At 72.7% G+C, this 15117-nt stretch carries 14 protein-coding genes and 1 pseudogene; 10 read left to right on the forward strand and 5 right to left on the reverse strand.

Going from position 1 to position 15117, the window contains the following annotated elements; all coding sequences use genetic code 11:
* Nucleotides 1-39: 39 nt before the first annotated feature.
* Complete coding sequence (locus tag ACFYYJ_RS04055; protein WP_389128257.1) at nucleotides 40-1110, reverse strand: FAD-dependent monooxygenase; 1071 nt, start codon at nucleotides 1108-1110, stop codon at nucleotides 40-42.
* A gap of 127 nt (nucleotides 1111-1237) precedes the next feature.
* On the opposite strand from ACFYYJ_RS04055, the gene ACFYYJ_RS04060 reads away from it, so the two are divergent.
* Nucleotides 1238-1897 (forward strand): TetR/AcrR family transcriptional regulator, encoded by a 660-nt coding sequence (locus tag ACFYYJ_RS04060; protein WP_385365725.1) that lies wholly within the window; start codon nucleotides 1238-1240, stop codon nucleotides 1895-1897.
* Between the two features lie 136 nt (nucleotides 1898-2033).
* Nucleotides 2034-2198 carry a hypothetical protein gene (locus tag ACFYYJ_RS04065; RefSeq protein WP_385365724.1) on the forward strand — a complete coding sequence of 55 codons (165 nt, stop codon included), beginning with the start codon at nucleotides 2034-2036 and terminating at the stop codon, nucleotides 2196-2198.
* A gap of 262 nt (nucleotides 2199-2460) precedes the next feature.
* Here the strand turns inward: ACFYYJ_RS04065 and ACFYYJ_RS04070 are convergent, their stop codons facing one another.
* Nucleotides 2461-3339 carry a LysR family transcriptional regulator gene (locus ACFYYJ_RS04070; protein WP_389128259.1) on the reverse strand — a complete coding sequence of 293 codons (879 nt, stop codon included), beginning with the start codon at nucleotides 3337-3339 and terminating at the stop codon, nucleotides 2461-2463.
* A 72-nt stretch (nucleotides 3340-3411) separates the two neighbouring features.
* Here ACFYYJ_RS04070 and ACFYYJ_RS04075 point away from each other — a divergent pair, with 72 nt between their 5' ends.
* From ACFYYJ_RS04075 to ACFYYJ_RS04090, 4 genes are all read left to right on the forward strand, one after another.
* Nucleotides 3412-4116 carry a succinate dehydrogenase gene (locus tag ACFYYJ_RS04075; RefSeq protein WP_385127997.1) on the forward strand — a complete coding sequence of 235 codons (705 nt, stop codon included), beginning with the start codon at nucleotides 3412-3414 and terminating at the stop codon, nucleotides 4114-4116.
* A 2-nt stretch (nucleotides 4117-4118) separates the two neighbouring features.
* Nucleotides 4119-6113 carry a fumarate reductase/succinate dehydrogenase flavoprotein subunit gene (locus ACFYYJ_RS04080; RefSeq protein WP_385127998.1) on the forward strand — a complete coding sequence of 665 codons (1995 nt, stop codon included), beginning with the start codon at nucleotides 4119-4121 and terminating at the stop codon, nucleotides 6111-6113.
* The gene (locus ACFYYJ_RS04085) at nucleotides 6110-6850 is read left to right on the forward strand and encodes a succinate dehydrogenase/fumarate reductase iron-sulfur subunit (RefSeq protein ID WP_376655114.1); all 741 of its coding nucleotides are present in this window, start codon (nucleotides 6110-6112) and stop codon (nucleotides 6848-6850) included. Before ACFYYJ_RS04080 ends, ACFYYJ_RS04085 begins: the two co-directional genes overlap by 4 nt.
* Before the next feature lie 215 nt (nucleotides 6851-7065).
* Nucleotides 7066-7719 (forward strand): hypothetical protein, encoded by a 654-nt coding sequence (locus ACFYYJ_RS04090; RefSeq protein WP_389128263.1) that lies wholly within the window; start codon nucleotides 7066-7068, stop codon nucleotides 7717-7719.
* A gap of 21 nt (nucleotides 7720-7740) precedes the next feature.
* Here ACFYYJ_RS04090 and ACFYYJ_RS04095 read toward each other — a convergent pair whose 3' ends face one another.
* Both ACFYYJ_RS04095 and ACFYYJ_RS04100 read right to left on the reverse strand, forming a co-directional pair.
* Nucleotides 7741-10140: an ABC transporter gene (locus ACFYYJ_RS04095; protein WP_389128265.1), complete on the reverse strand. Its 2400-nt coding sequence runs from the start codon at nucleotides 10138-10140 to the stop codon at nucleotides 7741-7743.
* Between the two features lie 38 nt (nucleotides 10141-10178).
* Complete coding sequence (locus ACFYYJ_RS04100) at nucleotides 10179-11168, reverse strand: MsnO8 family LLM class oxidoreductase (protein ID WP_389128266.1); 990 nt, start codon at nucleotides 11166-11168, stop codon at nucleotides 10179-10181.
* Between the two features lie 52 nt (nucleotides 11169-11220).
* Between ACFYYJ_RS04100 and ACFYYJ_RS04105 the strand changes: the two genes are divergently transcribed.
* Complete coding sequence (locus tag ACFYYJ_RS04105) at nucleotides 11221-11712, forward strand: hypothetical protein (RefSeq protein ID WP_384725539.1); 492 nt, start codon at nucleotides 11221-11223, stop codon at nucleotides 11710-11712.
* A gap of 33 nt (nucleotides 11713-11745) precedes the next feature.
* On the opposite strand, the gene ACFYYJ_RS04110 is transcribed toward ACFYYJ_RS04105, so the two are convergent.
* On the reverse strand, nucleotides 11746-11961 hold the full coding sequence (locus tag ACFYYJ_RS04110) for a dodecin (protein ID WP_385128002.1): 216 nt from the start codon (nucleotides 11959-11961) through the stop codon (nucleotides 11746-11748).
* A 167-nt stretch (nucleotides 11962-12128) separates the two neighbouring features.
* Here ACFYYJ_RS04110 and ACFYYJ_RS04115 point away from each other — a divergent pair, with 167 nt between their 5' ends.
* From ACFYYJ_RS04115 to ACFYYJ_RS04125, 3 genes and pseudogenes are all read left to right on the forward strand, one after another.
* Entirely contained in the window at nucleotides 12129-13394 is a 1266-nt protein-coding gene (locus ACFYYJ_RS04115) for an extracellular solute-binding protein (protein ID WP_389128269.1), read from the forward strand.
* 167 nt (nucleotides 13395-13561) lie between these two features.
* Nucleotides 13562-14410, forward strand: coding sequence for a GNAT family N-acetyltransferase (locus ACFYYJ_RS04120; protein WP_389128271.1), 849 nt, complete (start codon nucleotides 13562-13564; stop codon nucleotides 14408-14410).
* A pseudogene (locus tag ACFYYJ_RS04125) lies at nucleotides 14407-14937 on the forward strand (lysophospholipid acyltransferase family protein); the annotation flags it as partial. The gene ACFYYJ_RS04120 and the pseudogene ACFYYJ_RS04125, both read left to right, overlap by 4 nt.
* Nucleotides 14938-15117: the final 180 nt, after the last annotated feature.

Here is a 15117-nt window from a genome sequence, read left to right on the forward strand (position 1 = left end):
GGGCGGGCCGGTGCGGCAAGGGCGCCCGGTGCGGCTGTGTCAGCCCATGCCCGCCTCCGTGCCGCGGCCGGGCTCGCGGATCGCGACCCGTACCCGCTCGTGCCGCGCGGCGGTGTCGGCCAGTACGCGGGCGGCCGCCGGGAGCCGCTCGGCCTCGTAGGCGTCGAGCACGCCCTCCGTCGCCGGGCCGGCGAGGGCGCCGAGCAGGGCCCGGCCGAGGGCGGCCGCGTCCTGTATCCCGGTGTTCATGCCCAGGCCGCCGGCTATGGGGTGCACGTGCGCGGCGTCCCCCGCGAGGAATATCCGGCCCTCGCGGATCCGGCCGGCCATGCGGATGTTGACCCGCCAGGCCGAGAGCCAGGTGGGATCCGCCAGGCGGATCCCGGGGACCCGGGCATGCCGGTCGAAGAGCCTCTGGAAGCTCTCCAGTGAGGGCGGCAGCACCTCGCCGTTCTCACTGAGCTCCGGTGAGGCCTGGAGCTGGAAGGAGTCGGTCCCCGGCATCGGGCACAGGAGTATCCCGCCGCCCTCCGAGGTGAACCACTGGTGCCAGTACGCACGGCTCAGCCCGGGCGCCCGCACGTCCCCCAGCACCATCGTCTCCGTCTGCTCCGTGCGTCCCTCGAAGGGGATCCCGAGGAGCCTGCGCACCGAGCTGTGCCCGCCGTCGCACCCGGCGGCGTACCCGGCTCGGACCGAACGGCCGTCCGCGAGCGAGGCGGTGACTCCCGCCCCGTCCTGGGTGATCTCCGTGACCCGCGCTTCGTACTCGACCGTGACGCCGAGGTCGGCGAGCCGCCGGCGCAGCGCTTCTTCCACCTGCCACTGGCCGATGAGGATGCCCTCGCCGCCGCTCGGGGTGTCGTTGACGTGCGCGCCGTCGAAGTACTTGCGCAGGACCACGCCCCGGGTCCCGATGGCCTCCAGCCCCTCGGCCGCACCGAGTCCGGCGAGCACCTTCAGGCTGTCCGGGGTCAGGCCCTTGCCCCGGGACTCGCGATGGGGTCCGGAGCGCGCTTCGAGCACGCGGACGGTGGCGCCGCCCGAGGCCAGTTCGCACGCCAGGGTGAGCCCGGTGGGGCCGGAGCCCACGATCAGTACGTCGGTCATCGGAGTGTCCTCTCATCGCTGCGCGTTCGTTTCGAGTCGTCGATGAGTCAAGGAAAGCGCAACCGAGGCAGAAATGCAACCCGGTAACGAAATTAACCCGGTCATGATTTCGTGCTACGCTGGAGGCATGGAGAACACGACGGGTCCGCGCACGGGTCTGCGCGAGAGCAAGAAACTGCGTACGCGCCACCAGCTGGCGGCCACCGCGCTCGAACTCTTCCTGGAGCGCGGCTTCGACGCCGTGTCGGTGGCCGACGTCGCCGCCGCGGCCGAGGTCTCCAAGCCCACCCTGTTCCGGTACTTCCAGAGCAAGGAGGACCTGGTCCTGGACCGGTTCGCCGACCATCAGGACGAGGTGGCGCGCATCGTGCGCGAGCGCCCGGCCGGTCGGACCCCGGTGGGGGCGGTCCACGAGCACTTCCTGGCGGCGCTCGCCGAGCGGGACCCGATCACCGGGCTGTGCGACCACCCGAACGTCCTCGCCTTCCAGGGTCTGCTGTACTCCACGGCAAGCCTGGAGACCCGGATCGCGCACTACACGGCGCGCGAGGTGGAGCTCCTCGCGGAGGCCCTGGAGGCCGAGTCGGTCCCCCCGTTCGGCGCCCGGCTGGCAGCCCTGCACCTGGTGACGGTCCGCCACGAGCTGGGCCGGGAGAACTGGCGCCGGCTCTCGGCCGGCCAGAGCGCCGACGAGGCCTATCCGGCCGCCGTCGCCGAAGCCGACCGCGCCTTCGCCATGCTGGCGGACGGGCTCGACCGGACCCTCGGGCCGCTCATACCCTCCTGACGGGGTCGACGGGGTCGACGCGAAGTCGGTTCGCGAAAGCGGGTGTTGTGCGTGGTCGCCAGGCATGTCACCGAGCTGATCGGGGCGGGGAGCGGTACGGGGGCCGGCCGGCGACCGGGGTCGGGCGGGACGTCCTGTGTACTCCCCGGTGCTGGACGGCGTGTACCGGCTGACCGGGGTGCCGGCCGACGCCCCGGTGGGCCGCGCCGGTGAACCGGTCCTGCCCGCGGGCGTGCCCATGGCGCCCGAGGCGCCGCCGGGCGTAGCCCGCCCCGCCGGCCTGCCGGCCCACCACCCCTGACCCACCGGTCCTGCCCACGGGGCCCGAGGTGCCCGGCCCGAAGCGCCGGGCCCTGCCGGCCCGCCCGCCGGGCACGACCCGACAGTCCGCCCCCGGCCCGCCCGCCGGGTTCGACGCCCGCCCGTCGGGCCCCACATTCGGGTCCCTGGTCGGTCGTGACCGCCGGCGTTCCGTGGGGCTTCGGTGTGGCGCGGGGTGCGTGGACTCGGTTGGTGACGACCGCCGCAGCGTCGGATCGGGCTCGGGGTGGCCTCGTCGGGGGTCAGTCGACCAGGATGCGTTTCAGTTCGCGGGCCGCGCGGGGTGGTGCCACGTCCGTGCGGTGGGCCAGGGCGATCGTGCGGCGCAGGGGGGAGCCCGCGAGCGGGGTGGCGCGCAGGCCCGGACCGGAGTGCTCCACCACCATGTTCGGTACCACCGCGATGCCCAGCCCGGCCCGTACGAAGCCGAGGACCGCGTCCATCTCCCCGCCCTCCACCGTGAACACCGGCTCGAACCCCGCCGCCCGGCACGCCGCCACTGTCAGGTCGCGCAGGTCGTAGCCGTGGCGGAACATCACCATCGGCTCCTCGCGCAGGTCGGCGATGGTCAGCTCGCCGCCGCCCGCCGGGGGCGGGAGGTCCGCGGACGAGACCACGACCAGGTCCTCCGTCAGCAGTTCCACCGTCGTCAGCGCCGGGGCCGACGGCGGCAGCGGCAGCGCGATCAGGGCCAGGTCCAGGGCCCCGCGCGCCAGTTCCCGTACGAGGTCCAGCGACCCGCTCTCCTCGATCAGCAGCTCGATCCCCGGATGGGCCGTGTGGAAGGCGCGCAGCACGTTCGGCAGCAGGCCCGTGCACACGCTCGGCGTGGCCCCGAGCCGGATCCGCCCGCGCCGCAGCTGCGCCAGCTCCTGCACCTCCTGCCGCGCGGTGTCCGCGTCCGCGAGGATCCGCCGGGCCAGCGGCAGCAGGGCCTCACCCGCGTCCGTGAGCGAGATGTTGCCCCGCGCCCGACTGAAGAGTTCGGCCCCCAGCTCCCGCTCCAGGGCCTTGATCTGCTGGGAAAGCGAGGGCTGGGCCACGTGCACCCGTTCCGCGGCCCGCGTGAAGTGGCGGGTCTCGGCGACGGCGACGAAGTACAGGAGCTGCTGGAATTGCATAGTCCATGTCTATCAAGATGACCGACATCATGTCTTGGACCTTTCGGGTCCTTCGTCCCTACCTTCGAAGACATGGCTCTGGCAACGCGGACCCGGACAGGCGGCCCCAAGCCGCCGACCTTCTGGGGCTCCACCATCGGAAAGAAGACCGTCATGGCGGTCTCCGGGCTGATCATGCTCGGATACCTCGTCGTGCACATGCTCGGCAACCTCAAGATCTTCTTCGGGGCGGACGAGTTCAACGGCTACGCGCACTGGCTCCGGACCCTCGGCGAGCCCTTCCTCCACTACGAGTGGGCCCTGTGGATCGTCCGCGTGGTCCTGCTCGCCGCGGTCGTCGCCCACGCCGTCTCCGCGTACCAGCTCAGCCGCCGTGACATCACGGCGCGCCCGGTGAAGTACGCCCACAAGCGCCGCCGCGCGAGCTACGCCACCCGCACCATGCGCTGGGGCGGCGTCATCCTCGGCCTCTTCATCGTCTGGCACCTGCTCGACCTCACCACGCTCACCGTCAACGAGCGCGCCTGGGCCGGGCACCCGTACCAGAACGTCCTCGCGACCTTCTCCACCTGGTACGGAAACACCGTCTACATCGTGGCGATGGCGGCCCTCGGCCTGCACATCCGGCACGGCTTCTGGAGCGCCGCCCAGACCCTCGGAGCCGGCAACGCCCGCCGCGACCGGACGCTGAAGCTCCTCGCGAACACCCTCGCCCTCGTCCTCTTCGCGGGCTTCACGTCCGTCCCCGTCGCCGTCATGACCGGAGTGGTGAACTGACCATGAGCGACCACACGCACCACGCGCAGCACACGCACCACGCGCAGCACACTCACTACGCCAACCACACCACCGGCGAACCCCTCCGTGACACCAAGGCCCCCGAGGGCCCCGTCGCGGAGCGTTGGGACCGCCGTCGCTTCGAGGCGAAGCTGGTCAACCCGGCCAACCGCCGCAAGCACACCGTGATCGTCGTCGGCACCGGCCTGGCGGGCGGTGCCGCCGGCGCGACTCTCGCCGAGCAGGGCTACCACGTGGTCCAGTTCTGCTTCAGCGACTCCCCGCGCCGAGCACATTCCATCGCCGCCCAGGGCGGCATCAACGCGGCCAAGAACTACCGCAACGACGGTGACTCCGTACACCGCCTGTTCTACGACACCGTCAAGGGCGGCGACTTCCGCGCCCGCGAGTCCAACGTCCACCGCCTCGCCCAGATCTCCGTCGAGATCATCGACCAGTGCGTGGCCCAGGGCGTCCCCTTCGCCCGCGAGTACGGCGGCCTCCTCGACACCCGCTCCTTCGGCGGCGTCCAGGTCTCCCGCACCTTCTACGCCCGCGGCCAGACGGGCCAGCAGCTCCTCCTCGGCGCCTACCAGGCGCTGTCCCGGCAGATCGCCGCCGGCAACGTGGAGATGCACGCCCGCACCGAGATGCTCGACCTGGTCGTCGTCGACGGGGTCGCCCGCGGCATCGTCGCCCGCGACCTGATCACCGGCGAGATCTCCACCCACTACGCCGACGCGGTGGTCCTGGCGAGCGGCGGCTACGGCAACGTCTTCTACCTCTCCACCAACGCCATGAACTCCAACGCGACCGCCGTCTGGCGGGCGCACCGGCGAGGCGCCTACTTCGCCAACCCCTGCTTCACCCAGATCCACCCCACCTGCATCCCGCGCACCGGCGACCACCAGTCCAAGCTCACCCTGATGAGCGAGTCCCTGCGCAACGACGGCCGGATCTGGGTCCCCAAGGCCAAGGGCGACACCCGCCCCGCCGCCGAGATCCCAGAAGCGGAACGCGACTACTACCTGGAGCGGATCTACCCCTCCTTCGGCAACCTCGTGCCCCGCGACATCGCCTCCCGCGCCGCGAAGAACGTCTGCGACGAGGGTCGAGGCGTCGGCCCCGGCGGCCAGGGCGTCTACCTCGACTTCGCCGACGCCATCCGCCGCATGGGCCGCGACAAGGTCGCCGAGAAGTACGGCAACCTCTTCGAGATGTACGAGCGGATCACCGCGGAGGACCCGTACGAGGTCCCCATGCGGATCTACCCCGCCGTGCACTACACGATGGGCGGCCTGTGGGTCGACTACGACCTCCAGACCACCGTCCCCGGCCTCTTCGCCATCGGCGAGGCCAACTTCTCCGACCACGGGGCCAACCGCCTCGGTGCGTCCGCGCTGATGCAGGGCCTCGCCGACGGCTACTTCGTGCTCCCGTCCACGATCAACGACTACCTCGCGCGCCATCCGCACCGGGACACCGTGGACGACACCCACCCCGAGGCCGTCGCCGTCGTACGCGAGACCCGCGAGCGCCTCGCCCGGCTCCTCGCCGTCGACGGGGACCGCACGCCCGACTCCTTCCACCGCGAGATCGGCGAGCTGATGTGGGAGTACTGCGGGATGGCCCGCACCGACGAAGGCCTGCGCAAGGCCCTCGACCGGATCCCGCAGATCCGCGAGGAGTTCTGGCGGCGCATCAAGGTCCCCGGCAGCGGCGAGGAGTTCAACCAATCGCTGGAGAAGGCCAACCGGATCGTCGACTACCTCGAACTCGCCGAGCTGATGTGCCTCGACGCCCTGCACCGCGAGGAGTCCTGCGGCGGCCACTTCCGCGAGGAGTCCCAGACCCCCGACGGAGAGGCCGAGCGGCGCGACGAGGAGTTCTCGTACGCGGCGGCCTGGGAGTTCACGGCCACCGGCGCCGCCCCCGTCCTGCACAAGGAAGACCTCGTCTTCGAGTACGTCCACCCCACCCAGCGGAGCTACGCATGAAGCTCACCCTGCGCGTCTGGCGCCAGCGCGGCGCCGACGCCCCCGGTCACATGGCCTCGTACGAGGTCGACGGGATCTCCGAGGACATGTCCTTCCTGGAGATGCTCGACACCCTCAACGAGGACCTCATCCTGCGCGGAGAGGACCCGGTCGCCTTCGACCACGACTGCCGCGAAGGCATCTGCGGCGCCTGCAGCCTCGTCATCAACGGCGACGCGCACGGCCCGGAGCGCACCACCACCTGCCAGCTGCACATGAGGTCCTTCGCCGACGGCGACACCATCGACGTCGAGCCCTGGCGGGCCGCCGCCTTCCCGGTGGTCAAGGACCTCGTCGTCGACCGGGGCGCCTTCGACCGCATCATCCAGGCCGGCGGCTACATCACCGCCCCCACCGGCGCCGCACCCGAGGCGCACGCCACCGCCGTGCCCAAGGCCGACGCGGACTACGCCTTCGAGCACGCCGAGTGCATCGGCTGCGGGGCCTGCGTGGCAGCCTGCCCCAACGGCTCCGCGATGCTCTTCACCTCCGCCAAGGTCAACCACCTCAACGTGCTGCCGCAGGGCTCGCCGGAGCGGGAGACGCGCGTCCTGGACATGGTCGCCCGGATGGACGAGGAGGGCTTCGGCGGCTGCACGCTGACCGGCGAGTGCGCCACCGCCTGCCCCAAGGGCATACCGCTCCCGTCGATCGCCGCCATGAACAAGGAGTGGCTGCGGGCCGTCCGCAAGGGCTGACCGCCGCGCTCCCGCACACCCCCGTACGAGCCGCCGCCGGCCCGGGACCCGCCCGCCCCGGCCGGGGTCCCGGCCGACCCGGGTTCCCCCGGCCTGGGCCGACCGGCTGACCCGATCCGCCGACCGGCTGACCCGATCCGCCGACCGGGGGCTCGTACGGGCCGTACGCCGCGCCGCGCCCCGGCGGGCGCCGCCCATCGGCGACAGTGGGCGCCATGCCACACGCCACCGCCGGGTCCGGACCGCGCCGACGAGCCGTACTGGCCGCCGCCCTCGCCCCGCTGGCGGTGGCCGGCTGCTCCGCGGAGGAACCCGCCCGGGGACCCGCGCCCGGAGCGCCGACCGGGGCCAAGGACGCCCTGGTCATGGTGATCCGGCACGCGGAGAAGCCGTACGCAGGCGACACCGGCACGGACGACGAGGGCGAGGACGACCCCGGTTCGCTGGCCGGGCGCGGCCGGCGCCGGGCCGAGGAGCTCCCGCGGCTCTTCGGACCCACCCGCGGCGCGGCCCTGCCCCGCCCGGCCGCCGTCTTCGCGGCCGGTGGCGGTAAGCCGGGCACCCCCGCACGCTGCCGGCAGACGGTGGCCGCGCTGGCCACGGCCCTGCACACCCCCGTACGCACGGAGTTCGCCCTGGGCGCCGAACCCGCCCTCGTGCGCGCCGCGCTGGCCGCCCCGATGCCCGTACTGGTCTGCTGGGAGCACACCGGCGTCCCCCGCCTGGTCCGCGCCCTCGGCGCCGACCGGGTGCTCGGACTCCCCGCGACCTGGCCCGACCGCTACGACCTCGTCTGGATGTTCACCCGCCGCCAGGGCCAGTGGAGCTTCCGCGAGCTGCCGCAACACCTGCTCCCGGGCGACGCCTGAGGCCGGATCCGTACGAACCGGTCAGCCCCGAAGGGCGCGGGCCAGGTAGGGCGCCGTACGTCCCGCGCCCGAGGCCGCCACGTCCGCCGGAGTGCCCGCCGCGAGGATCCGGCCGCCCTCCGTGCCGCCGCCCGGGCCCAGGTCGATCACCCAGTCCGCGCCCGCCACCACCTCCATGTCGTGTTCCACGACCACCACCGAGTGCCCCGCGTCGACCAGACCGTGCAACTGCCGCAGCAGCACCCGCACATCGGCCGGATGGAGCCCCGTCGTCGGCTCGTCCAGCAGGTACAGCGTGTGGTCCCGGCGCAGCCGCTGGAGTTCCGTGGCCAGCTTGATCCGCTGCGCCTCCCCGCCCGACAGTTCCGTCGCCGGCTGCCCCAGCCGCAGGTACCCCAGCCCGATGTCCTCCAGCGCCCGCAGGCTGCGCGCCGCCGCCGGGACCTCCGCGAAGAAGCCGGCCGCCGCCTCCACCGTCAGGCCGAGCACCTGCGCGATGTCCAGCCCCGCGTAACGGACCTGGAGCGTCTCGGCGTTGTACCGGGCGCCGCCGCACTCCGGGCACGGGGCGTAGGTGCTCGGCAGGAACAGCAGCTCCACCGAGACGAAGCCCTCGCCCTGGCAGGTCTCGCAGCGGCCGCCCGCCACGTTGAAGGAGAACCGGCCCGCCTTCCAGCCCCGCGCCTTCGACTCCGGAGCGGCCGTGAACAGCCGCCGCACCACGTCGAACAGGCCCGTGTAGGTGGCCAGATTGGACCGGGGGGTCCGGCCGATGGGCTTCTGGTCCACCTCCACCAGCCGCCGTACGGGGAACTCCGCCTCCGCGAGCCGCTCCCCGACCTCCCGGGCCAGCGCACGGCCCACCAGCGTGGACTTCCCCGACCCCGACACCCCGGTCACCGCCGTGAACACCCCGAGGGGGAACTCGGCCGTGACGTCCCGCAGGTTGTGCAGCCCGACCCCGCTCAGCCGCACCGACCCGCTCGCCGTGCGCACCGGCCGCACGGGCTCGGCACCCCGTTCGGCGAACAGGTGCCGGGCCGTCGCCGAATCCGCCACCCCCGCCAGATCCCGCGGCGGGCCGCTGAACAGCACCCGCCCGCCGTGCTCCCCGGCCAGCGGCCCCACGTCCACCAGCCAGTCCGCGTGCCGCACCACGTCCAGGTGGTGCTCCACCACGAACACCGTGTTCCCGGCCTCCTTCAGCCGGTCCAGTACGTCGAGCAGCGCCTCCGTGTCGGCCGGGTGCAGCCCCGCCGACGGTTCGTCCAGTACGTACACCACACCGAACAGCCCCGACCGCAGCTGCGTCGCCAGCCGCAGCCGCTGCAGCTCGCCCGCGGACAGGGTGGGCGCGGCGCGGTCCAGGCTCAGGTAGCCGAGCCCCAGCTCGACGACCGGCCCGATCCGCGAGCGCAGGTCCTCGGCGAGCACCCGCGCCGCCTCCCCCTCCACGGGCGCGGAGGCGAGCACGCCGTCGAGGTCGGACAGGGACATGGCCGCGAGCGCGGCGATCCCGTACCCCGCGAAGGTCACCGCCAGGGCCTCCGGGCGCAGCCGCCGCCCCTCGCACGCCGGACACGGGGAATCGGCGAGGAACTTCTCCGCGCGGGCCCGCAGGGTGGCGCTCTTGCTGTCCGCGAAGGTCCGCATCACGTAGCGGTGGGCGCTCATGTACGTGCCCTGGTAGGGCCGTTGGATGCGGTCGGCATCCCGTACCGGGTGCACGGTCACCACCGGCTGGTCCTCGGTGAACAGGATCCACTCGCGCTCCCGCGCCGGCAGCTCCCGCCACGGTCGGTCCACGTCGTGGCCGAGCGCCTCCAGGACGTCCCGCAGGTTCTTGCCCTGCCAGGCTCCGGGCCAGGCGGCGATGGCGCCCTGACGGATCGACAGCTCCGGATCGGGGACGAGCAGTTCCTCGCTGGTCCGGTGGATCCGTCCGAGCCCCTGGCACGAAGGGCAGGCCCCGGCGGCGGTGTTGGGGGAGAAGGCGTCCGAGTCGAGTCGCTCCGCACCCGGCGGATAGGTCCCGGCGCGCGAGTACAGCATGCGCAGGGAGTTGGAGAGCATGGTCACCGTGCCGACCGAGGAGCGCGACCCGGGGGAGGAGCGGCGCTGTTCCAGCGAGACGGCCGGCGGCAGCCCGGTGACGGAATCCACCTTCGGGGCGCCGATCTGGTGGATGAGCCGCCGGGCGTACGGTGCCACCGACTCGAAGTACCGTCGCTGGGCCTCGGCGTACAGCGTGCCGAAGGCGAGCGAGCTCTTGCCCGAACCGGACACCCCGGTGAACACGGTCAGCGCGTCACGCGGGACGTCCACGTCGACCCCGCGCAGATTGTGCTCCCGTGCACCCCGGACCCGTACGAACGGGTCGCGGTCGGCGTGGGGCGCGGGGGACTGGTGCGACTGGTGCATTCGCCCCAGTTTAGAGCCCCGCGCTCGGTACCCCGGGTTCAGAGCCCCGCCACGCGCGCCAGGCGTTCGAAGGAATCCAGCAGCGCCGTGCGGTCGTACGTGGACGTGGTGACCAGCAGTTCGTCGGCGCCCGTCTGCTCGGCGACCTCGGACAGCTGCGCCGCGACCTGCTCCTCCGTGCCGTGGACGTGCCCGGTCAGGGCGCCCTCGTACAGCTCGCGCTCCTTCGGGGCCATCTCCATGGCCTCGATCTCCTCGGCGGGCCGCAGCGGCGGGAAGCTCCCCCGGGTGCGGGAGTACGCGAGGGACCAGGCCTCCGGGACCAGGATGCGGCGGGCCTCCTCCGCGGTGGCCGCGACCGCCACCGTCCCGGAGATCACCACGTACGGCTCCGCGTGCCGGGCGGAGGGGCGGAACTCCTTGCGGTACGTCTCGATGATCTCCGCGACCCGGCCGCGGGTGCGCAGGTCGCCGACGACCAGGGGGAGCCCGGCTCGGGCGGCGATCCCGGCCCCCTCGCCGGTGGCCAGCACGTAGGCCGGTACGCGCAGGCCCTCGGCGGGGCGGGCGTGGACCTCGGGGTGCGCCCGCTGGGTGCCGTCCAGCCAGCCCAGCAGCTCGGCCAACTGCTCCTCGAAGCGGTCCGCGTCGCCCGTGTCGCGGCCCAGGGCGCGCCGGATGCCGTTGGTGAAGCCGACGGAGCGGCCGAGGCCCATGTCGATCCGGCCCGGGAAGAGGGATTCCAGTACCCCGAACTGCTCGGCGACCACCAGCGGCTGGTGGTTGGGCAGCATCACCCCGCCCGTGCCGACGCGGATCCGTGCGGTGGCCGCGGCGACCGCGGCGGCCAGTACGGTCGGCGCCGAGCCGGCCACGCCGGGCACGCTGTGGTGCTCGGAGACCCAGAAGCGGTGGTAGCCGAGCTCCTCGGCGGCGCGGGCCAGCTCCACGGTGTCCCGCAGGGCGTCGGGGGCCGGGTGGCCCTCCCGGGTGCGGGACCTGTCGAGTATCGAGACTTTTCGGATCACACAGGTCACAACGCAGGGGAGGCGTGAGGATTCCCCCGCCTAGGGTGGCGGGATGAGTGAGAACACTTCTCGGCAACTTGCCGTCTTCGACATCGACAACACGCTCGCCGACACCGGTCACCGCCAGCACTTCCTGGAGCGCCGGCCCCGGGACTGGAGCGGCTTCTTCGGTGCGGCCCCGGCCGATCCGCCGCTGCCGAGAGGTGTGGCCCTGGCCGTGGAGAGCGCCGCCGACTGCGAGGTCGTGTACCTGACGGGGCGCCCCGAGCGCTGCCGGGCGGACACGGTCGACTGGCTCGCCCGGCACGGGCTGCCCGAGGGGCGGTTGTGGATGCGCGGGAACCAGGACCGCAGGCCGGCCCGGACGACCAAGCTGGAGGTGCTGGGCCGGCTCGCCCGGAACCGCGAGGTGCGGATGCTCGTGGACGACGACGAGTTGGTGTGTCAGGCCGCCCGTGCCGCGGGCTTCCGGGTGGTCCTGGCGGACTGGGCGGCGGACGCGCCCGAACTCAAGTCGGCCCAGGAGGACGAGGGCCGGACCTGAGCCCGGGTGCCTGCCGGCGGACGGGGTGCCGGGTCAGTCCTCGCCGTCGAGGCGGAAGCCGACCTTGAGCCCCACCTGGTAGTGGGCGATCTCCCCGTTCTCGATGTGCCCCCGGACCTGGATGACCTCGAACCAGTCCAGATTTCTGAGGGTCTGGCCCGCGCGGGCCACTCCGTTGCGGATGGCCTGATCGATGCCCTCGTGAGAGGTGCCGACGATTTCGGTCACCCGGTACGTGTGGTTGGACATGGACGTCTCCCGACAGGTCGTGGCTTTTGCCTGTTTCCACGGTGCCCCAGTAAGTCCGGCTCCGCGAACTTTGGGCGAACAATCACCGGCGAAAGGCTCTTGACCGGCACATTGGTCTATGCCAATTTCGAGCCATCCGAGACGCCGAGCCCCAAAAGGTGACCTTCGTGAAGAGACGCTTCCTCGCCGTGTCCATCGCCCTCGTGGCCTGTACCGCCCTCGCGGGTTGCGGTCAGTCGGCAGGATCGGCGGGAGGGCGTCAAAAAGTGACGCTCTGGCTGATGAAGGGCAGTGCGTCCGACGAGTTCATCACCCGGTTCACCGACTCGTTCGAGAAGGAACACCCGGCGATCGACCTGGAAGTGAAGATCCAGGAGTGGACCGGCATCGGCAAGAAGGTCGACGCCGTCCTCGACGGCACGGGCACGGAGAGCGCCGACGTCATCGAGGTCGGCAACACCCAGGTGGCCCAGTACATCGAGAACGGCGGCATCGAGGAACTCACCATCGAGGGCCTGCGCGAATGGGGGAGCAAGGACTGGCTCAAGGGCCTCTCCGACCCGGGCAGCATCAGCGGCGCCCAGTACGGGATCCCCTGGTACGCCGCCAACCGCGTCGTCATCTACAACAAGGACCTCTTCGCGAACGCCGGCGTCAAGGCCCTGCCCAAGAACCGGCAGGAGTGGATCCAGGCCACCCAGAAGCTCGACAAGGGCGACCAGCAGGGCATCTACCTCCCCGGGCAGAACTGGTACGTCCTCGCCGGATTCGTGTGGGACGAGGGCGGCGAACTCGCCGTCGAGACCAGCGGCGGCCAGTGGGCCGGCACCCTCGACGACGAGAAGGCCCTCGCCGGGATGGAGTTCTACAAGCAGTTGCAAGCCCTGGGCGAGGGACCCAAGGGCGCCGACGAGGAGACGCCCCCGCAGTCGGAGGTCTTCGCCCGCGGCCGCGTCGCCCAGATCATCGGCCCGCCCGGCCAGGCCGCCGCGATCGAGGCCGCCAATCCGGCGCTCAAGGGGAAGATCGGCTTCTTTCCGATCCCGGGGAAGACCTCGGACAAGGTCGGCTCCGTGCTCACCGGCGGCTCCGACCTGATCATCCCGGAGCGCACGGGGAACCGCCGCGGCGCCGTCGACGTGATCACGGCCCTGGTCAGCGAGAAATGGCAGACCGAGCTCGCCCGGACGATGAGCTACGTACCGAACAAGACCACCCTCGCCCATGTGGTCGAGGGCAACGAGGGAGCGACCGCGATGGCCCCCGGCGCCGCGCAGGGCCGGGCCACCCCCAAGTCGGCCCGCTGGGCCGAGGTCGAGGCGAAGAACCCGATCAAGCCCTTCATGACGGCCGTGCTCACGGGGCAGGACCCCAAGCAGGCGGCCCGTACGGCCTCCGAGGAGATCGCCAAGGTGCTCAGCACGGGTCGCTGAGCAGGCGCCGTGCGCCTGCCGCCCCGTGCGCCTCCCGTCGAGTTCAGCGGGAGCACATCCAACTGCCGCTGCGCTGTCATGTCGAATCCAGCCGGTCACGGAAGAAGTAAAGGAGCCAGGTCGCACACCTGCCGGCCTGGCCCTCCGCGCCCGGATCAGGAGCCGCCATGACGATCGCACCCCTGTCTCCGTCCACCCTCCCCGCCTCCCCCCTCCCCACCTCCCCCCTCACCGCCCCGGCCCTCGCCCCGGCCCCCCTCCCCGCCACCGGCGCCCCCACCGCCACCGGCCCCCGCTACGCCGTACGCCTCGCCCGCGACGAGGCCGAGGTGCGCGCCGCCCAGCGACTGCGCCACCAGGTCTTCGCCGGCGAGCTCGGGGCCCGCCTCGGCAGCCCCGAGCCGGGCCTCGACATCGATGCCTTCGACTCCTACTGCGACCACCTCCTCGTCGTCGAGGAGCAGACCGAGCAGGTCGTCGGCACCTACCGGCTGCTGCCCCCGGAGCGGGCCGCCGTCGCGGGCCGCCTCTACTCCGAGGGGGAGTTCGACCTCTCCGCCCTCGCCCCCATCCGCCCGGACCTCGTCGAGGTCGGCCGCTCCTGCGTCCACCCCGACCACCGCAACGGCGCCGTCATCGCCCTCATCTGGGCCGGACTCGCCCGCTACATGGACCGCTCCGGCCACAACTGGCTCGCCGGCTGCTGCTCCATCCCGCTCGCCGACGGCGGGGTACTGGCCGCCGCCACCCGCGAAGCCGCCCTGGCCCGCGCCCTGGCCCCCCGGGAGTACCGTGTCACCCCCCACAACCCGTGGAGCCCCGAGGGCATCGAGTTCCCCGCCCGCATGGAACTGCCCCCGTTGCTGCGCGGCTACCTGCGCCTGGGCGCCTGGGTCTGCGGCGAGCCCGCCCTCGACCTCGAATTCGGCTGCACGGACCTGTACGTGCTGCTCTCCCTGCGCCGCACCAACCCGCGCTACCTGAAGCACTTCCTCTCGCTCGTCCCGGGCGAATGAGCGTCTGGCTGCCCACCTCGCCCTGCACCCCCGAGGACTGCGCCGGCCACGAGGGTGCCACCGCGAGCGTCCCGCACGCCGTGCTCCGGCTCGCCCTGGCGGCCTGCCTGCTCCTCGCCGGGATCCTGGGAGCCCCGCCGGTCCGGCTGCTGCCGGCCGGCCCCCGCCACACGGTGGTGCGGGCCTGGGCGAGGGCGCTCGTACGCGCCTTCGGCATACGGATCACCGTGCACGGCAGCGTCGGACCCGCCGGGGGGCGACTCCTCGTCCCCAACCACATCTCCTGGCTGGACATCCCGCTCGTCGCCGCCGCCGTGCCCTGCCGGATGTTGGCCAAGAGCGACATCCGCGCCTGGCCGGTCCTCGGCCCGCTCGCCGGGCGCTCCGGAACCCTCTTCATCGAACGCGACCGGATCAGGGCCCTGCCCGACACCGTCCGGGTCCTCGCCGGCGCCCTGGCGGCGGGCGACCGGGTCACCGTCTTCCCCGAGGGCTCCACCTGGTGCGGGCGCGCCCAGGGGCCCTTCCGCAGGGCGGCCTTCCAGTCGGCCCTGGACGCCCGGGTACCCGTACAACCCGTGCGCCTGTCGTACCGGTACGACGACGGCTCGCTCGCCGCGGCGCCCGCCTTCGTCGGGGACGACCCGCTCACCGCCTCGCTGTGGCGGATCGCCCGCGCCCGCGGCGTACACGCCGAGGTCAGGCTG

The organism is Streptomyces sp. NPDC002467, assembly GCF_042889825.1.
Taxonomy (GTDB): Bacteria; Actinomycetota; Actinomycetes; order Streptomycetales; family Streptomycetaceae; genus Streptomyces.

What these genes read in the sequence shown, in the direction of transcription:
- ACFYYJ_RS04055 (WP_389128257.1), bottom strand. Translation starts at nt 1,110, where the DNA reads ATGACCGACGTACTGATCGTGGGCTCCGGCCCCACCGGGCTCACCCTG.
- ACFYYJ_RS04060 (WP_385365725.1), top strand. Translation starts at nt 1,238, where the DNA reads ATGGAGAACACGACGGGTCCGCGCACGGGTCTGCGCGAGAGCAAGAAA.
- ACFYYJ_RS04070 (WP_389128259.1), bottom strand. Translation starts at nt 3,339, where the DNA reads ATGCAATTCCAGCAGCTCCTGTACTTCGTCGCCGTCGCCGAGACCCGC.
- ACFYYJ_RS04075 (WP_385127997.1), top strand. Translation starts at nt 3,412, where the DNA reads ATGGCTCTGGCAACGCGGACCCGGACAGGCGGCCCCAAGCCGCCGACC.
- ACFYYJ_RS04080 (WP_385127998.1), top strand. Translation starts at nt 4,119, where the DNA reads ATGAGCGACCACACGCACCACGCGCAGCACACGCACCACGCGCAGCAC.
- ACFYYJ_RS04085 (WP_376655114.1), top strand. Translation starts at nt 6,110, where the DNA reads ATGAAGCTCACCCTGCGCGTCTGGCGCCAGCGCGGCGCCGACGCCCCC.
- ACFYYJ_RS04090 (WP_389128263.1), top strand. Translation starts at nt 7,066, where the DNA reads ATGCCACACGCCACCGCCGGGTCCGGACCGCGCCGACGAGCCGTACTG.
- ACFYYJ_RS04095 (WP_389128265.1), bottom strand. Translation starts at nt 10,140, where the DNA reads ATGCACCAGTCGCACCAGTCCCCCGCGCCCCACGCCGACCGCGACCCG.
- ACFYYJ_RS04105 (WP_384725539.1), top strand. Translation starts at nt 11,221, where the DNA reads ATGAGTGAGAACACTTCTCGGCAACTTGCCGTCTTCGACATCGACAAC.
- ACFYYJ_RS04110 (WP_385128002.1), bottom strand. Translation starts at nt 11,961, where the DNA reads ATGTCCAACCACACGTACCGGGTGACCGAAATCGTCGGCACCTCTCAC.
- ACFYYJ_RS04120 (WP_389128271.1), top strand. Translation starts at nt 13,562, where the DNA reads ATGACGATCGCACCCCTGTCTCCGTCCACCCTCCCCGCCTCCCCCCTC.